Annotated in this window: 16 protein-coding genes; 11 read left to right on the top strand and 5 right to left on the bottom strand. The window is 40.7% G+C overall.

Annotated elements, in window-relative coordinates; genetic code table 11:
• Window positions 1–153 precede the first annotated feature (153 nt).
• From LC036_RS01035 to spxA, 3 genes are all read left to right on the top strand, one after another.
• Window positions 154–1,368 (top strand): putative glycoside hydrolase, encoded by a 1,215-nt coding sequence (locus LC036_RS01035; RefSeq protein WP_226576955.1) that lies wholly within the window; start codon window positions 154–156, stop codon window positions 1,366–1,368.
• A 229-nt stretch (window positions 1,369–1,597) separates the two neighbouring features.
• Window positions 1,598–2,188: a GNAT family N-acetyltransferase gene (locus LC036_RS01040; protein WP_226576958.1), complete on the top strand. Its 591-nt coding sequence runs from the start codon at window positions 1,598–1,600 to the stop codon at window positions 2,186–2,188.
• A 273-nt stretch (window positions 2,189–2,461) separates the two neighbouring features.
• The gene (gene spxA, locus LC036_RS01045) at window positions 2,462–2,857 is read left to right on the top strand and encodes a transcriptional regulator SpxA (RefSeq protein ID WP_226576960.1); all 396 of its coding nucleotides are present in this window, start codon (window positions 2,462–2,464) and stop codon (window positions 2,855–2,857) included.
• Between the two features lie 66 nt (window positions 2,858–2,923).
• Here the strand turns inward: spxA and LC036_RS01050 are convergent, their stop codons facing one another.
• Window positions 2,924–3,589 carry a TerC family protein gene (locus LC036_RS01050; RefSeq protein WP_226576963.1) on the bottom strand — a complete coding sequence of 222 codons (666 nt, stop codon included), beginning with the start codon at window positions 3,587–3,589 and terminating at the stop codon, window positions 2,924–2,926.
• Between the two features lie 295 nt (window positions 3,590–3,884).
• Between LC036_RS01050 and mecA the strand changes: the two genes are divergently transcribed.
• From mecA to pepF, 3 genes are all read left to right on the top strand, one after another.
• A complete protein-coding gene (mecA, locus tag LC036_RS01055) occupies window positions 3,885–4,589 on the top strand; it encodes an adaptor protein MecA (RefSeq protein ID WP_226576967.1) in 705 nt (234 codons plus the stop codon).
• Between the two features lie 86 nt (window positions 4,590–4,675).
• A complete protein-coding gene (locus LC036_RS01060; protein WP_226576970.1) occupies window positions 4,676–5,818 on the top strand; it encodes a competence protein CoiA in 1,143 nt (380 codons plus the stop codon).
• Between the two features lie 72 nt (window positions 5,819–5,890).
• Entirely contained in the window at window positions 5,891–7,699 is a 1,809-nt protein-coding gene (pepF, locus tag LC036_RS01065; protein WP_226576973.1) for an oligoendopeptidase F, read from the top strand.
• Window positions 7,700–8,079: 380 nt separating this feature from the next.
• Here the strand turns inward: pepF and LC036_RS01075 are convergent, their stop codons facing one another.
• The 3 genes from LC036_RS01075 to LC036_RS01085 are packed head-to-tail and all read right to left on the bottom strand — an operon-like array spanning window position 8,080 to window position 9,999.
• Window positions 8,080–8,967: a ClpXP adapter SpxH family protein gene (locus LC036_RS01075; RefSeq protein ID WP_319004420.1), complete on the bottom strand. Its 888-nt coding sequence runs from the start codon at window positions 8,965–8,967 to the stop codon at window positions 8,080–8,082.
• Window positions 8,968–8,969: 2 nt separating this feature from the next.
• Window positions 8,970–9,362: a globin gene (locus LC036_RS01080; RefSeq protein ID WP_226576976.1), complete on the bottom strand. Its 393-nt coding sequence runs from the start codon at window positions 9,360–9,362 to the stop codon at window positions 8,970–8,972.
• A 55-nt stretch (window positions 9,363–9,417) separates the two neighbouring features.
• A complete protein-coding gene (locus tag LC036_RS01085) occupies window positions 9,418–9,999 on the bottom strand; it encodes a CYTH domain-containing protein (RefSeq protein ID WP_226576979.1) in 582 nt (193 codons plus the stop codon).
• A gap of 133 nt (window positions 10,000–10,132) precedes the next feature.
• On the opposite strand from LC036_RS01085, the gene LC036_RS01090 reads away from it, so the two are divergent.
• Genes LC036_RS01090 through LC036_RS01100 form a run of 3 tightly spaced genes read left to right on the top strand, consistent with a single transcriptional unit; the run spans window position 10,133 to window position 12,463 of the window.
• Complete coding sequence (locus LC036_RS01090; protein WP_226576982.1) at window positions 10,133–10,771, top strand: GTP pyrophosphokinase family protein; 639 nt, start codon at window positions 10,133–10,135, stop codon at window positions 10,769–10,771.
• Window positions 10,772–10,785: 14 nt separating this feature from the next.
• Complete coding sequence (locus LC036_RS01095; RefSeq protein WP_226576985.1) at window positions 10,786–11,592, top strand: NAD kinase; 807 nt, start codon at window positions 10,786–10,788, stop codon at window positions 11,590–11,592.
• A complete protein-coding gene (locus LC036_RS01100) occupies window positions 11,576–12,463 on the top strand; it encodes an RluA family pseudouridine synthase (RefSeq protein ID WP_226576988.1) in 888 nt (295 codons plus the stop codon). The genes LC036_RS01095 and LC036_RS01100 overlap by 17 nt, the downstream gene beginning before the upstream one ends.
• A 110-nt stretch (window positions 12,464–12,573) precedes the next feature.
• Here LC036_RS01100 and prpE read toward each other — a convergent pair whose 3' ends face one another.
• On the bottom strand, window positions 12,574–13,305 hold the full coding sequence (gene prpE / locus LC036_RS01105) for a bis(5'-nucleosyl)-tetraphosphatase PrpE (protein ID WP_226576990.1): 732 nt from the start codon (window positions 13,303–13,305) through the stop codon (window positions 12,574–12,576).
• 256 nt (window positions 13,306–13,561) lie between these two features.
• On the opposite strand from prpE, the gene mgtE reads away from it, so the two are divergent.
• Both mgtE and LC036_RS01115 read left to right on the top strand, forming a co-directional pair.
• Entirely contained in the window at window positions 13,562–14,926 is a 1,365-nt protein-coding gene (gene mgtE / locus LC036_RS01110; protein WP_226576993.1) for a magnesium transporter, read from the top strand.
• 16 nt (window positions 14,927–14,942) lie between these two features.
• Window positions 14,943–16,805, top strand: coding sequence for a monovalent cation:proton antiporter family protein (locus LC036_RS01115; RefSeq protein WP_226576995.1), 1,863 nt, complete (start codon window positions 14,943–14,945; stop codon window positions 16,803–16,805).
• Window positions 16,806–16,834: the final 29 nt, after the last annotated feature.

Genomic DNA, 16,834 nt, shown 5'->3' on the forward strand with positions numbered 1-16,834 from the left:
TAATTCACAAGGGCATCTCGTGAATAAGGCTGCTTAATAGGAACTAAACGTAAAAGATAAAAAACTTTAAGAAAATTCATGCCAGCACTGTTATAACATGGCAACCTCTTTTATAATGAATATAGAAAAATAAGGAATAGGAGTAGGATGTAAATGGGGAAAAAACAACTATTGATGATGATCTTCACTGGGGTTCTCCTTTTGGGGGCAGCGTTCCCGCTACATAGTGTTAACGCAGAAGAAGGAGCAGAGGTGAAAGGTGCTGCTTTGCTGGCGAAGAAGCAGCTAAGTGTAAAAGAGCTTCAAGTGCCAAGTCCAGCAGCAAGATTCACCTATAACTCTGGACTGAATTTTGAATATCCGGACGCTGTACGAGGAATTTACGTCACCGGCCCATCGGCAGGGGGCGCAAAAATGAAGGAATTAACGGACCTTGTTGAACAGACAGAATTGAATGCGATGGTTATAGACATCAAAGAGGATCATGGGAATATTACATTTGAACCGGAAGAGGGCTCCCCATATGCGGAAGTTGCTGAGCCCTTCATCGATGATCCGAGGAAGATGCTTGAAGAGCTTGAAGCTAAGGGAATATATCCAATTGCCCGTGTAGTTGTTTTTAAAGACAGCCTTTTGGCAGAAAAACGTCCCGACCTTTCCTTTACTCAAAATGGGCAGGTTTGGAAAAATGGAAAGGGCGAATCCTTTGTTAATCCGTTTATGGAAGAAGTTTGGGAATACAATGTAGAGCTTGCTAAAACTGCTGCAGAAATGGGCTTTGAGGAGATCCAATATGATTATGTTCGATTCCCCGAAGGCTTTGATTCCCGTGATGACATATTGGAATATGGACAGGGCAAGTACGGAGATATGGAAATGGATAATGTTCAAAAGCGTGTGCAGGCGGTTACAGATTTCGTAGAGTTTGCAAGAAATGAATTGGAATACTATGGTGTGGATGTTTCTGTAGATATCTTTGGGTATGCTGCTACAATTACAGAAGCTCCAAACATTGGTCAAAACTTTTCTAAGATTTCTTCCAACGTTGATGTCATTTCGGCTATGATTTATCCAAGTCACTGGGGTCCATACTTTGGTATTTCTAAACCCGATACAGAACCATATAATCTGATTAATGAGTATGCCAAAGTGGAAACTGAGGTCTTAAACCAATTGGAAGATCAGCCTACATCGAGACCCTGGCTGCAGGATTTTGAAGCCCCATGGCTCTACTCAGGAGCTACAAAACAATATGGTAAAGCAGAAGTAGAAGCACAAATAAAAGCTCTGAATGAAAATGGTATTAACGAATTCCTATTGTGGAATGCCGGTAACAACTATACGAGAAACGTCGATTATACACCTTAATTAAAAGGAATGCTGGAGTCTGCCAGCATTCCTTTTTCTCATAAAATTTAAGGTTATCTGCATCCTATTTCTTAGAGATTCTCTTACTCCAGCATAAAAAAGTGTGAAACATATAAGTGAAAGTAATCGTATGTGACACGACATGTGTAGAGTTTCTGTATAGGTTTGATTTAACATAAGAAAGGTTATTCGTTATAATAGAATAGACTAATGATAAGGGAGTAGATCAATGAATTGGTATGAGAAGTTGAACGAATATTTTCCAGTAGAGGAAATGAAATCGAAAGAACACATGGAAGCACTATTAAAAGAAAAAAGTGACGTTTACTACAAGGATGAGGGAGAACACCATGTACTGATGTACGCTGAGTTCGATACTTTTATCTTTATTGATTATGTATACGTTTCCACTGCTTCACGTGGTCAAGGACTTGGTCATAAACTCATTGAGAAAATGAAAGCAAAGAGAAAGCCGATCATACTTGAAGTCGAACCTGTGGATTATGATGACACAGACACGGAGGCGAGGCTGCGCTTTTATCAGCGTGAAGGTTTTCAACATGCCCAATCCATCGGTTACAAAAGGCGTTCGGTTGTTACAAATGAAATCAATCAGATGGAGATTCTCTACTGGTCCCCGGATGATGCATCTGAAGAACAAATTTATGAGCAGATGAAAAAGATGTATACAGAAATCCACACGTATAAAGATGAGCAATTCTACGGGAAGTCCTATCAGCCTGTAGAAGAAGTCCTGACTAGAGATGATGAACGGGATACAGAAGATATTCTCAGTGAATTGGATAAAGCAAAAAATTAACCGATTACATACCCGCCTTTTTGGTGGGTATTTTTCAATGAAAAAACAGTAGTTGAAAATGATTTTTTCTGTAAAAATAGGTTTAATGGGTAAATTACCGTGGTATAAGTTAATGGAAACCAAATATAATTGCTTTTCTGTAACGTATGTTCGTGTTTTCATAGAAAAAACTTGACAGTTATGTTATAGTATAAACATAGTCAGATTGTATTGATTATAAATAAATAAGCAATTAAATCTCTACCATAAAATATTGAGGAGTGAAGTTTCTGTATGGTTACACTTTATACCTCACCAAGTTGTACATCATGTCGAAAAGCGAAAGCTTGGCTTGAAGAACACGACATCGCTTATACTGAGCGAAACATTTTCTCTGAGCCTTTAACGCTTGATGAGATCAAAGAAATTCTTCGTATGACGGAAGATGGAACGGAAGAGATCATTTCTACTCGGTCAAAAGTTTTTCAGAAATTGGAAGTTGATTTTGATCAACTTCCAATGCAGGATCTTTTTGACCTCATCCAAGAGAATCCCGGCTTGTTGCGTCGTCCTATCATCATCGATGATAAACGTTTGCAGGTAGGATACAATGAAGATGAAATTCGTCGCTTTCTACCACGTAGCGTACGCACATTCCAATTAAAAGAAGCTCAGCGTTTAGTAAACTAACATAAACGAGAAAAGCTGTGACGGCATAACGACGTCAACAGCTTTTCTTTGTTTTATGATAATTTTTTATACCGCCGTGTCTTTATCTTTGTTCTTTAAATATCCTAAAGTAATCACAACAATAACCATGAAGACTGCAAACCATTGATGGAAAAGTGGGAAGTCCTCTAAATATTGCATAATGTAACGATCCTCACTCACCATTTCTGCTGCTGTATAGGCTAAAATCCCAGCTCCAAAGTAGATGAGAAGAGGGAATTTATCCATTAACTTAAGGATAATTCGACTCCCCCATACAATAATGGGAACAGATACTAAAAGCCCGATAACGACAAGAATAATGTTATTGTGAGAAGCACCAGCAATCGCCAACACGTTATCAAACCCCATAACAATATCTGCAAACACGATGGTCTTTACAGCTGCAGCCAGGCTGTCTCCCGCTTTAATGCCTTCTGTTTCTTCTGTATCAGTCAGCAATTTCATGGCAATATAAAAGAGAAGCAGTCCTCCGATTAATTGAAGGAAGGGAATTTGGAGAAGATAAAGAGCAATCATTGTTAATAGTACTCGTGCAGCTATTGCGAGGCCTGTCCCCAATAAAATTGCTTTATTCCTTTGATCCGGCGGCAAGTTACGACTTGCCAAAGCAATGACAACGGCATTATCACCACCAAGGATGATATCAATACTGATGATGATAAGTAGTGGTTCGAGCAAGTCCCAGTTCATAGAAAAATCCTCCTGCTATGTAGTGACAAACCTAAGGGAATAAGCTAAAATAATAAACCAACCACCCAAAAGAGGGTCCTGTTTTCATGTTATTCATGACGTGAATAGTTATATGCTGAAATCGAGCAATTTGTTTTCCATTTAGCTGCTGCTGTCATACAATAGAAGTACATCAACCCTTACAACTAAACATCATTACGGTTGAAGATTGGACCTAACGGGTAAGGTTCTATAAGCAACACGAGGGTGAGTGTTCCCTTCCCCCTTAAAACATGATAAGAAGGGAGAGAAACGTATGGAAATTGAACGCATTAATGAAAATACCGTAAAATTTTACGTGACATATCAGGATGTAGAACAACGAGGTTTTGACCGAGAAGAAATTTGGTATAACCGCGAAAGAAGTGAACAACTTTTCTGGGAAATGATGGATGAAGTTAATGATCAGGAAAATTTCCAGGCAGACGGTCCTTTATGGATTCAAGTTCAAGCTATGGACAAAGGCCTGGAGGTTATTGTTACGAAAGCACAGGTATCTCAAGATGGTCAAAAGCTCGAACTTCCAAATGATGAAGGTAAGGCAATTGATGTTCCGGTGGATGAAAAGCTGGAATCTCTACTTGATGATAAGATTCACGGATCCGATGGTTACGATCAGAAAGATGATGAAGATGGAGATGAGGTAGAGGGCGATTCCGATGAACCATTGACTTTCACGCTGAAGTTTAATGAATTTGAGGATATTATTCAACTTAGTCACTACATGTCAACACCGGAATCAGTGGAGCAGCGCTTATTCCACTATGAAGATCGTTACTATTTATATATTCAATTTACAGATGAAGATATGAGTGATGATGAGCAGGAAAATATTTTAAGTCAGCTTATGGAATATGGTTATGAATCACCAATGACTGTTCATAGGCTTGAGGAATATGGAAAAGTAATCTTTTCTGAACAAGCTTTATCATCTGTCAAAACCTATTTTCCTGTTGATTGATTCACTGAGCACACAATTTTGTGTGCTTTTTTTGTTTTGCAGGGAAACGTAGATTTTTGTCGAATGTATGAGGGAGGTGATATTTAGTGTTATATGCGATTAATGCTAAAAAAAAGCTGCAGTCTCTCTACCAAATGTCTAAAAGTGAGCTTGAGCTTGCAAAACAAACTCCCTTTTGGTGCCCCGTTTGCGAAGAAACTGTTTCTGTTCGGATAGGATCGAAGGTTATTCCACATTTTGCGCATAGGCCTGATAGCACCTGTGCTTCTAATAAAGGTTCAGAGTCTATGGAACATGAAAAAGGAAAATGGACGTTGTATCACTGGCTTCGAAATCAAGGATATCACGCACAGCTGGAGCATTATATTAAAAGCCTGAAGCAAAAACCTGATCTATGGGTGAAAACATCATCTAAGCGCATAGCCATCGAATATCAGTGCTCAACTATAACGGTTAAAGAAGTACAGAGACGTACAGCCAAGTATCTATCCACTGGTATCTTTCCGTTCTGGTTGTTGGGGAATAAACACTTTCAAAAACAAGGTTTCCAACAACTGAACCTGAACGCTTTTGTGCGAACGTTTCTCTACCATTGGCCCCATGGATATCAATTGTTCTTTTTCGATTCCAATCAGAATCGAGTAAATCGAGCATCTCACATCAAGTGGACGGGACCCCGTCAAGCACTTGCCTCCATCCAGTCTTATCCCCTGAAAGAAATTTCTTTTCCACAGCTTTTTTCTCCTGACGATTCGTTTATACCCCATCATCTTTATCAACATTTGAAAAAGTCATGGCATGATAATCGTACTCACTACAGGAAGCAGGTAGGCTCAGCAGAAAGGAATTACAGGCAGTACCTTTACTTGAGAGGGTACCATTTTTCCATGATTCCAAGCCTTTGTTATTTACCTGTAGATGGACAAGTTCAGATGGATATCCCCCCTTATATATGGCAGACCCGCTTAATGATTGATCACTTTATGGACGTTCCTAATGAATCCATCCTCCACTTTCCTGCTGTTTATCCAAATCCAACACTAAACGGATACAAACCTGATTTAGCTCAGCAATATTTAAGCTTACTGTCCAAGTTAAATATTGTAAGGAAAACAGGGAAGAATAATTGGGTGAAAATCAAACAGGTTTCCTTTCATCAGTTTATGGAAGATGGACTCAGGGATGATCAAACAACATTAGAACATTTGAAAAACATAAAAAGAATTTGAATTTTAGAAAGGAATCTTTTTATAAAACGAGAAAATTATAAGGATACCGATATACTTGAAGGAGGATGCTAATTGTCGTCTACAAAAGAACTACCAAAAAGAGATGAAATACCTAAAGAAAAAACATGGGATTTAGAATCCATGTTTGCTTCCGACGATCAATGGTATAAAGAATTAGAAGAAACAAAAGAATTGTTACCTGAACTGGAAAAATATCAAGGAAAGCTTGGAGAATCTGCTGAACAACTCCATGAGCTTCTATCTTTTCAGGATAAATTATCTCATAAGATTGGTTTACTCTATACCTATGCTCATATGCGGAATGATCAAGATACAACAAACGCCCACTACCAGGAAATGAATGCTAAGGCTGAAAACTTAATGACGAAAATAGCCTCTGCTATGAGCTTCATCGTTCCTGAAATCCTGGCCTTGCCTGAAGGACAAGTGGAGCGCTTTATGGAGTCCTACGAGCCGCTTAAGTTATATGAACATACGCTTGATGAAATCACCCGTCAGCGGGCTCACGTTTTGAGTGAAAAGGAAGAAAAGCTGCTGGCCGGCTTCTCTGAAATCGGAGCCAGTCCTTCTCAGACTTTCGGGGCATTGAATAATGCGGACCTTACTTTTCCTACCATCCAGAATGAAAAAGGGGAAGAGGTAAACTTAACTCATGGACGTTATATCAATTTCCTGAAGTCAGATAATCGAGAGGTTCGTAAATCAGCATTTGATGCGATGTATGATACGTTTGGCTCATTTAAGAATACATTCGCTTCCACTCTGAGCGGTCATGTGAAAAAGAACAATTTTAATGCAACCGTGCGAAAATATGACAGGGCCCGTCAAGCAAAGCTTGATAATAATAACATTCCTGAGTCTGTATACGATAACCTGCTTGACGCTGTAAACGATCGACTGCCACTACTGCATCGCTATGTTGAATTACGTAAAGAGGTCCTTGAGCTGGATGACGTTCACATGTACGACCTTTATACACCTCTAGTCAAAGATGCTGAAATGGAAGTTTCTTATGAAGAGGCGCAGGAGCTTGTTTTGAAAGGCTTAGAGCCATTAGGCGAAGAATATGTAAGCATTGTGAAAGAAGGATTTGAGAATCGTTGGATTGATGTCGAGGAAAATAAAGGGAAAAGAAGCGGTGCTTATTCTTCTGGACATTATGGAACCAATCCGTATATCTTGATGAACTGGCAGGACAACGTGAACAATTTATTTACTTTAGCCCATGAGCTTGGTCATTCCCTTCACAGTTACTATACACATAAGAATCAACCTTACCGTTATGGCAACTATTCCATTTTTGTTGCAGAAGTCGCATCTACCTGTAATGAAGCTCTGCTGAATGATTACATGATTAAAAACACAAATAGTGATAAAGAGAAATTATATTTGTTAAACAACTTTTTGGAAGGTTTTCGTGGAACGGTTTTCCGTCAAACAATGTTTGCTGAATTTGAACATGAGATTCATATCCAGCAGCAAAACGGGGAAGCGCTCACGGCTGAGAAGTTGACGGAAATTTATTACGACTTAAACAAGAAGTACTTTGGAGAAAACATTGTAGTTGATGAAAAAATTGGTTTGGAATGGGCGAGGATTCCACATTTTTATATGGGTTACTACGTTTATCAGTATTCGACAGGGTATGCGGCTGCTCAGGCATTGGCTGGTCAGATCCTTACGGAAGGTGAGGAAGCGGTTGAGCGTTATAAGAGCTTCTTAAAAGCCGGCAGCAGTGATTATCCTATAGAAGTATTGAAGCGTGCAGGGGTTGACATGACCTCGAAAGATCCTATTCTCTCTGCGCTTGATGTGTTTGAGGAAAAGTTGGAGGAAATGGAACAGTTGTTAAGAAAATAACCATAAAAGGCCCTCGTGTGGAAGACGGGGCCTTTTATTTGAATCCACGGAATGTTTTTTTGTGAGAGGTGAAAGAGATCAATAAATAAATGGAAATGAAGAGTAAAGGGGAGCTGATATACAAAGGATATAAGTGCATCAGAGCAAATAAATGAAACGCTAGCACTAAACAAAGGGATAATATCATAACGATGATCCCCCACAGCTTCATGCGATCCTCCTCCTTCTAGTTTATTTTATGAGAGAGTGAGAAGCGTCATGCCTTTTACAAGGAGTGGGGAGGTCGGAGATGTGTACAGAAAGCCATGTGTTCTCTAGTCAGTTTTAAATGAGGATTACATATGTTTATAAAAAAAAGCTCCCGGAAACGGGAGCTTTTTCTATGAACCGATATATTGCCAGAATGCCCCGTGCTTCACAGGGATTTCACGTACCTGCTGTTTTAATACAAGTTTTTTCATTTCTCGTTTTGCTTCCTGCTCTGTCCAATCGTACACAACAGCGACCTCTTTGTTTGCAACAAAGCGATAGTGGTGTAAGAAATCCTCCAAAGCAGGCTTAACGCCTGGTTTTGGATCTTTTTGCAGCATTTCTTTCAACACTTTCACATAGACCTCATAAGAATACAAACCTGTAATCTTAAGGCCTGCGTCTTCTTCTGATTCATTGAAGACAACAATGGTCGGTGTTGATTCAACTTCCATCTCATGGGCAAGCTTTAAATCGCATTGCAGGGCACGCTGAGCGGCATCTGAATGGAGGTCTTTCTTGAATTCATGAACATCAAGTCTGCATTTTTCAGCACATTCGATGAGTACGTCTTCATCGGAGATGTTCTGCTTTTCAAGAAACACATATTCCTGTACTTTCCTCAGAAAGCGCATGCCGGATTTTTTCCCTTGAAGTTCGGCAGCTTTTACAGCAAGAGCTGTGGCTAAGGGAGATGAGACCGGATTCTCCAGCCAAACATCGCCATCACAACACATGCCGGTGCGTGATCCTGTCTTATCCCATGTTTCTTTCAGATTTTCAGGTTTCTTTATCTTGTTCTGCTGTAAGGAAGATAACTTCCCACTTATGATCGGGCGGATGGTAAAGAAGCGTCCGTATTCGATCGTGAGCTTTTTTAGAAATGGTTCAAGTGACCAACATTCGGGACAGAGGGGATCTATAAAGACGTATATCTCGATTGGGCGTTTCAGTAATTTGAAAAAGCCGCTAGCTGTTCCGTTTGTCTCATTGTCACTATTTAAACTTTTCCAACTCACATCTATTCTCCTTTCTCATCCTCTGGTGTATTCATCATATGATTAGCTGTCATGGTAAGTCGTTCAAACATTACGGAACGGTAAGGTTCGTCAATCTCTACTTCATTCATTGCGCCTGACATGCAGGACAGCCATGCGTCTCTTCGTGCCGGGGTGATTTGGAAAGGCAGGTGCCTTGCGCGAAGCATAGGGTGACCATGTTCTTCGATATATAGAGGCGGACCTCCAAAGAATTGTGTTAAGAATTGTTTCTGCTTGCGAATGGTTTCAGTGAAGTCATCTGGAAAGATAGGAATCAAATCCGGATGCTCACTTACTCTTTTATAAAAAGCTTCTACCAGTTCATCAATTTTCTCTTTGCCTAAGTCATCATAAATGGTGCGATGGTGTTGCATAAAATCCCTTCCTGTCTGTTCATACATTTTAGCAATGAGAATTGCGGAACAGCAACTATTCTGATTGCAGCTTTGCTTTGTAGAAGCGTTTGATCTTATTATCTGTTTTTCTCTCAGGAATATTGCAGGCGGTCAGAATTTGTTTAATCACTCGTTTTCCATCCGTATGACTCTTTGCTTCTACTTCGAGTTCATAATCTTCCTGATCATAATAAAGACTGTGGTCAAGGACGACTGTGGCTCCTTCATGCTCGACTTCTTTCCGTCGTGTTGTCAATGAACCTAAGTAGTGAAGGTCATCGATATGGATGCCAAGTTCGTGCAGCTGCTTAAATACAGCAGGTTTTTCTGTCATTTTATCTTGTATCCACAGGTTTGCTTCTTCCTCAGTCAGCGAATCGTGAGTTTCAAGCAGTCCTTTCTCATGGGGCTGTTTTAAAGTTAAAGTCCACTGATCGTTTTTCTTGCGAATGCGTAACGCAGATCCCTGCTGCTTTAGTTTTTGATCTTCTGTTTCAAAATAATAATTGGTTTGTTCAATAAGTTCAACTGATTTGAATGGTAAAAAATGATAGACTTGTTCATATTCGTCTTTTGTAAGCAAGTTCTTAAATTCAATTTCGATTTCCTGAGTCATAATTGTGACCTCCTGGAATTGGAATATACTCAAGCGCTCTGCTTATTTTACAGGCTAACTTTATGATACAATGAATGGGAGAGAAAACGCACATAATTACTATGAAGATTGGATACATAAAGGTGGGCGCTAAATGAATTGGGATATATTTATAGCACCTTATGCTCAAGTGGTTGAAGAGCTGAAAATTAAATTAAGGGGAATGCGCCGTCAGTTTGAATATGAGGAGGAACATTCTCCTATTGAATTTGTGACAGGCCGTGTTAAGCCAAAAACAAGCATTATTGAAAAAGCCCGTCGAAAGGGCATTAACCCTGAAAACATCGAGAAGGATCTGCAGGATATCGCCGGTGTGCGAGTCGTTTGTCAATTTGTTGATGATATTTATGCTGTTGTCAATATGCTGCGCAATCGTCACGATTTTAACATTGTCGAGGAGAAGGATTATGTTTCCTGGAAAAAGGATAGTGGATACCGATCGTTTCACGTTATTATCCAGTATCCGGTTGAGACCATCCACGGTGAGAAAAGAGTACTTGCGGAAATACAGATTCGTACGCTGGCTATGAACTTCTGGGCAACAAATGAACATTCGTTAAACTACAAATATTCGGGTAAAATACCAACAGAGATTAAATCCCGTTTAAAACGAGCAGGAGAAGCTGCCTTTCAATTGGATGAAGAAATGTCCAAGATAAAGAATGAAGTTCAAGAAGCTCAACGAGCCTTCTTGAATAAAGAAGAGCAAAAGAAAAATCCGAAAAGTACGTAGAGGAGTGGTGACCGATGAAGTTCTCGATTTTATCAAAGGGAGACGAAAAATCGAACAAAATCCGTTCTAAGATTAAAAACTATTTGACTGAGTTCCAATTAGAATACAATGAGGAAGAGCCTGACTTAGCTATTTCCGTAGGTGGAGATGGAACGCTTCTTGAAGCGTTTCACAGATATGTGGACCGACTGGATAAAACAGCTTTTATCGGTATACATACCGGACATCTGGGCTTTTATGCAGATTGGATGCCCGAAGAGCTGGAAAAGTTAATTATTGAGATTGCCAAAACTCCCTTTCAAGTCGTTGAATATCCACTCCTTGAAGTAACGATTCGTCCTAAAGATGGAAGTGAGGAAGACCGTTATCTTGCTCTGAATGAATGTACAATTAAAACATCTGAAGGATCCGTAGTCATGGATATTGAAATAAAAGGGGATCACTTCGAAACGTTCCGTGGAGATGGACTATGCGTCTCTACTCCATCAGGAAGTACAGCTTACAACAAAGCCTTAGGAGGAGCTATTCTGCATCCTTCACTGGAAGCCTTCCAAATTGCAGAGATGGCCTCCATCAATAATCGAGTGTTCCGTACTATTGGTTCACCATTGATTTTACCGAGTCATCATACGTGTATGTTTAAACCCATACATGACCGAAGCTTTTTGTTTACAATTGACCATATCACCCGCACATATAAGGACGTGAAATCGATTCAGTGCCGTGTGGCTGAAGAAAAAGTGCGCTTTGCACGGTTCCGTCCATTCCCTTTCTGGAAACGCGTCCATGATTCATTTGTCGCTGATGACTATTCCGATTAATGTTTCAAAAACCTGGAGCGTACGTCCACCATTTGCCGGCCGGTCCATACGGGATTTTCTTTTTGAGGGTGCTGATTTTTCCCGGCAGCTGCTAAAGAAAGTTCGGATGAATGGAAAAGTTTATATTAATGATGAGGAAAGAAAGATATGGCAGTCAGTGGAAACGGGAGATGTTCTGACTGTCATTTTTCCAGAAGAAGAAAAAGGAGCGATTGTCCCTATCCAGGGAAAGCTGTCTATCGTTTACGAGGACGAGGATGTTCTTGTCATAGATAAACCATCCCGACTTCCAGTTGTTCCTACACAGGACTCGAAAGAGCCTTCTGTGGCAAGTCTTCTCCTATATCGGTACGAGCAGGCCTTTCATCCCTGCACTGTCCATATTGTTACTCGCTTAGATAAGGACACATCAGGGTTAATGCTTATTGCTAAACATGCCTACAGTCACAGGCTTTTAACAAAAGGATTGAAAAGTGTAGAACGACGGTACCGCGCTGTCGTTCACGGTGTGCTGACTGAAAAGGAAGGGCTGATTGATAAACCGATTGGAAGAAAAGAGGGATCCATCATTGAGAGAGCCGTGGCAGCACATGGAAAGCCATCCCAAACGCTGTATGAAGTTGAAAGTCAATCAGACTCTTATACATGGTTACGCTTAAGGCTTTTCACTGGACGAACCCATCAAATCCGCGTTCATCTCTCTGACGATGGTTATCCACTCGCAGGGGATACCCTGTATGGAGGTAGAGAAGTCGAGGGGATCAGTGGCCAGGCGCTTCACTGTTCCAGGCTGGTCTTCAGGCATCCTTGGACAAAAAATAGAATGACATTTACTTCAGAACCGCCGGAAGCATGGGGGATTTTTAATTAAGACCTAAAGCTTACCGGGCGGTTTTTTATATAAAAAGGAGTAGGGATGTAAAGAATAGAGGCTTAGAATAAGGGACTAAATGAGGGGAGTTATGGAAACTCCCCGTTGGTTTAATACCTGAACTTTTCTTCCACTCTTGGCATGGATGAAGGAACACTGACGATTTCTTCTTCAGGAAGCCGGAAAGCTGTTAAGTCACCACCGAAAACACATCCTGTGTCTATGTTTACGGTTTTATTTACAAAACGGGGCTCCCGGACAGGTGTGTGGCCATACACAATCCATCGATCTCCATGATAATGCTGGGCCCAGTCCCTGCGGACAGGACGACCGTCTGGGAGTTTTTCCCCTGTAATGTCTCCATACAGTACGAAGGTTTCGATACTTTTGCTTTTGTGGCCGATATCTTTTTCCCTGATGCCTGCATGTGCAACGACAGCCTGGACGTCTTCCAGAATAATATGAAGTGGAGATTCCTCATATAAATGCTTGAATTGTTCTTTTACTTCTTTTTGTTTTTCAGAAGAGAGGGAACGGTATTCCTCTGCAGTTGTTTCAAGACCGTGTTTCTCCTTGACAGGGTTACCTAAGAAAAAGCGGTATAGTTTGTTGCAGTGATTCCCGGGGACATATAGAGCTCCTTTTTCTTTCACTAATTGAAACACCAGCTGAATACATGAAATAGACTCAGGCCCACGGTCAGTAATGTCTCCGACAAAGACCGGGATACGTCCTGCCGGATGCTCAGGAACCCCATTTTTCCACTCGTACCCGAGTTTCTTGAACAATTGCTTCAGCTCATCTAAACACCCATGGACATCTCCAATGATATCGTAGTTCATTGACATGCTCCTTTTCACAACAAGGATCTTTTTTTCCTTTTATTATGAATGATATTTTTCCCAGGCACTCAAATACTAAACATATGTAAACTCTATTCCCTTTGCCTGTTTTCTTCTGTTACACTACGATTATGCACGTGCGTCTTATGATACGATAACAGAACGTATAAAGATATGTGCCTTTCGTTGACAAACCTGAAATTCGCGATTAAGATTAAACGGTCAAAAACGAAATAGACGCTGGGGAGGGTTGCTTATGGAACACTTAGATGACCAAGAGCGCCAAGAGGTTTGGGCTACTATTAAAGATGCCTTATTTAATGATTATATCGATCAATTCCGAGCTGAATTTCTGGAACTGCACCCCTATGATCAGGCGAGGATTTTTGAAGGATTAGATGCCGAAGTCCGTATGCAGATATACACGTATCTCTCACCAGAAGAAGCAGCAGACGTGATGGAGCATATTGACTATGATGATATAGAACCATTCTTTACAGAGATGGATCCTAGGTTTGCAGCCCAGGTATTTGCGGAAATGTCAGCCGATGATGCGGTCGATATTTTTAATGAGTTAGATAAAGATAAAGTCGCAAGCTTTTTAACGATCATGGATGATGAAGCAGCAGACGAAATTAAGGACCTGCTTCATTATGAAGAGAAAACAGCGGGATCTATTATGACAACGGAATTTGTTGTTGTAAGGGCTGGTATGACAATTAAAGAGGCGATGATTCATCTAAGAACAGAAGCCCCTGATGCCGAGACTATCTATTATACGTACGTTATAGATGAAGATAAACGGCTCGTCGGCGTTATTTCGTTGAGGGATTTGATAATTTCAGAAGAAGACTGGCTGATATCTGACGTGATGAATGAACGGGTGGTATCGGTCTCAGTTGGAGAAGACCAGGAAGAAGTAGCCCGAATGGTGCGTGACTATGACTTCCTGGCCCTGCCGGTTGTTGACTTTCAGGATCACTTACTCGGAATTATAACAGTCGATGATATTATGGATGTTATGGAAGAAGAGGCAAGTGATGACTATTCAAAACTTGCAGCGATCTCAGACGTAGATAGTCCAGATGACAATGCTTTTGCTTCTGCTAAAAAGCGGCTGCCCTGGCTTGTCATTCTTCTCTTCTTAGGAAGTCTGACTGCAAGTTTAATTGGTCGTTTTGAAAATACCTTGGATAAAGTAGCCATTTTGGCTATTTTCATACCACTGATCGCTGGTATGGGAGGGAACACCGGAACCCAGGCTCTCGCTGTTGCTGTGCGTGGGATTGCAACAGGAGAAATAGAGAAACAAGGTAAATGGAAGATGATGATGAGAGAAGCAGGAACAGGTGTAATCACAGGGGTCTCCTGTGGTGTGCTGATTATGCTTATCGTTTATATATGGCAGGGAAACTTTTTCTTAGGCTTATTAGTTGGTTTGTCGATTTTCTTGACGTTAATTGTAGCTACACTGGCTGGATCTCTCGTCCCCCTTATTATGCATCGTTTGAATATTGACCCCGCTGTTGCCTCGGGTCCATTTATTACTACAGTAAATGACTTGATATCGATCCTTATTTACTTTGGAATGGCGACAGCATTCATGAATTTACTGATTTAAAGGAAGGAGGGCGAGTATGGAACATGGTGCTTCAGTAACTTCTTTAGTTATTGTCATTATTGCAGCATTCATTACTCCCATCCTACTACACCGCTTTAAGCTCAATATGATTCCGGTAGTAGTAGCAGAAATCATTGTTGGTTTAATTATAGGTCATAGTGGTTTAGACCTTGTTGAACAAGGCAGCTGGCTTGAAATTCTTTCCACCCTTGGGTTCATTTTTCTAATGTTCCTGAGTGGTTTGGAGATTGACTTTTCTATTTTCGCAAGCAGAAAAAAGAGAGCGAAACCAGAAAATAAAGGAGCAGGCGCTCCAAATCCTGTGTGGGTAGCGGTTATCGTATTTATAGGAATTTTCGTTATTTCACTGGGCTTATCCTATTTATTTGTGTTAGCAGGATTTATAGACAATGCCTTTTTAATGACGCTGATCATATCAACCATTTCTTTAGGCGTTGTTGTACCAACGTTGAAAGATGCACAGATGATGAAAACAACCATCGGGCAGACGATCTTACTGATTGCTGTTATTGCTGACCTGGTTACGATGATCCTGCTGGCAGTCTTTGTTTCCATTTACGGCGAAAACGGTGGAAATACCTGGCTTCTGTTAATCTTATTTGCAGCAGGTGTGTTGTTCTACTATATCGGCAAAAAATTTCGTCATCAGTCCTTTGTGGAAACGATGGCCAAAGGGACGATCCAAATCGACACCCGTGCTGTTTTCACCTTGATTCTTTTACTTGTGGCTCTTTCTGAGACAGTTGGTGCGGAGAATATTCTTGGTGCCTTCCTGGCAGGTACGCTTGTGTCGTTGTTATCACCTGACCCTGAGATGGTGAAAAGGCTGGATAGCTTTGGATATGGCTTCTTAATTCCAATCTTCTTCGTAATGGTTGGTGTAGAAATCGATATATGGACGTTATTCACTGATTCCCGGGTCTTGTTATTAATACCGCTGCTGTTTATTGCATTACTTGTGTCTAAGATTGTCCCTGCTCTTATCTTAAGTAAATGGTATGATAAGAAGACAGTTTTTGGTTCCGGATTTATTCTCACTTCCACGTTATCGCTGGTTATCGCAGCGGCAGCTATAGGGAAGCGGGAAGGAATGATTGATGACCAGATGGAAGGGGCTCTTATCCTTGTTGCAGTCCTGACTTGTCTTGTTGCGCCGATCGTATTTAAGAAAATATATGGTCGTTTTGAGGATGAGGATCATAAGACTGTCGTTTCCTTTATCGGTTCCAATCGTATGACAATGCCTGTCGTACGCGAGTTAGATATAAATGCGTACGAAACACACCTGTATCATACAAAAGTGGATAAAATCGATGAACGGATCAGTCGAAACTGCTTTGATATAAAAGAGCTTGATGGATACGAAGTAGAAAACATGAAAGAACTCGGTGTTTTCGATGTCGATCTGGTTGTAGCTTCCACAGGTGATGAAGAACGCAATGCAGAAATCGCACGATATGCGAAGGAACAAGGGGTCGAGCGTATCATCGTTCGTGTCGAGTCACCAGAGCTTTCTCAGGAAATGAAAGATTTAAATATCAGTGTCTTCTCTGTATTCCTATCTTCAAAAGCTCTGCTGAAAGCGATGATTGAAGCTCCGAATGTTCTTGATATTCTCACAAAACAAGATAGTGCTCTCTACCAAATTAATATGAATAACTCCGTATACAACGGCATCCATATTCGTGAGTTCCCTTTTACCGGCGACGTCATTATGGTCCGTATTTTCAGAGGGAAAGATTCCATCGTTCCTCATGGAGATACGGAATTGAAGATGGGAGACCGTTTAATTGTAACGGGATCTAATGAGTATGTAGATGAACTGAAAATGGAACTGGAATATTGTGAATGGTGCTGATCCAGAAGCTTCTCTCCTTTAATTTAGGA

Source organism: Halobacillus litoralis (genome assembly GCF_020524025.1).
Lineage (GTDB): Bacteria > Bacillota > Bacilli > Bacillales > Halobacillaceae > Halobacillus > Halobacillus litoralis_D.

What these genes read in the sequence shown, in the direction of transcription:
- LC036_RS01035 (WP_226576955.1), top strand. Translation starts at nt 154, where the DNA reads ATGGGGAAAAAACAACTATTGATGATGATCTTCACTGGGGTTCTCCTT.
- LC036_RS01040 (WP_226576958.1), top strand. Translation starts at nt 1,598, where the DNA reads ATGAATTGGTATGAGAAGTTGAACGAATATTTTCCAGTAGAGGAAATG.
- spxA (WP_226576960.1), top strand. Translation starts at nt 2,462, where the DNA reads ATGGTTACACTTTATACCTCACCAAGTTGTACATCATGTCGAAAAGCG.
- LC036_RS01050 (WP_226576963.1), bottom strand. Translation starts at nt 3,589, where the DNA reads ATGAACTGGGACTTGCTCGAACCACTACTTATCATCATCAGTATTGAT.
- mecA (WP_226576967.1), top strand. Translation starts at nt 3,885, where the DNA reads ATGGAAATTGAACGCATTAATGAAAATACCGTAAAATTTTACGTGACA.
- LC036_RS01080 (WP_226576976.1), bottom strand. Translation starts at nt 9,362, where the DNA reads ATGCAACACCATCGCACCATTTATGATGACTTAGGCAAAGAGAAAATT.
- LC036_RS01085 (WP_226576979.1), bottom strand. Translation starts at nt 9,999, where the DNA reads ATGACTCAGGAAATCGAAATTGAATTTAAGAACTTGCTTACAAAAGAC.
- LC036_RS01090 (WP_226576982.1), top strand. Translation starts at nt 10,133, where the DNA reads ATGAATTGGGATATATTTATAGCACCTTATGCTCAAGTGGTTGAAGAG.
- LC036_RS01095 (WP_226576985.1), top strand. Translation starts at nt 10,786, where the DNA reads ATGAAGTTCTCGATTTTATCAAAGGGAGACGAAAAATCGAACAAAATC.
- LC036_RS01100 (WP_226576988.1), top strand. Translation starts at nt 11,576, where the DNA reads ATGACTATTCCGATTAATGTTTCAAAAACCTGGAGCGTACGTCCACCA.
- prpE (WP_226576990.1), bottom strand. Translation starts at nt 13,305, where the DNA reads ATGAACTACGATATCATTGGAGATGTCCATGGGTGTTTAGATGAGCTG.
- mgtE (WP_226576993.1), top strand. Translation starts at nt 13,562, where the DNA reads ATGGAACACTTAGATGACCAAGAGCGCCAAGAGGTTTGGGCTACTATT.
- LC036_RS01115 (WP_226576995.1), top strand. Translation starts at nt 14,943, where the DNA reads ATGGAACATGGTGCTTCAGTAACTTCTTTAGTTATTGTCATTATTGCA.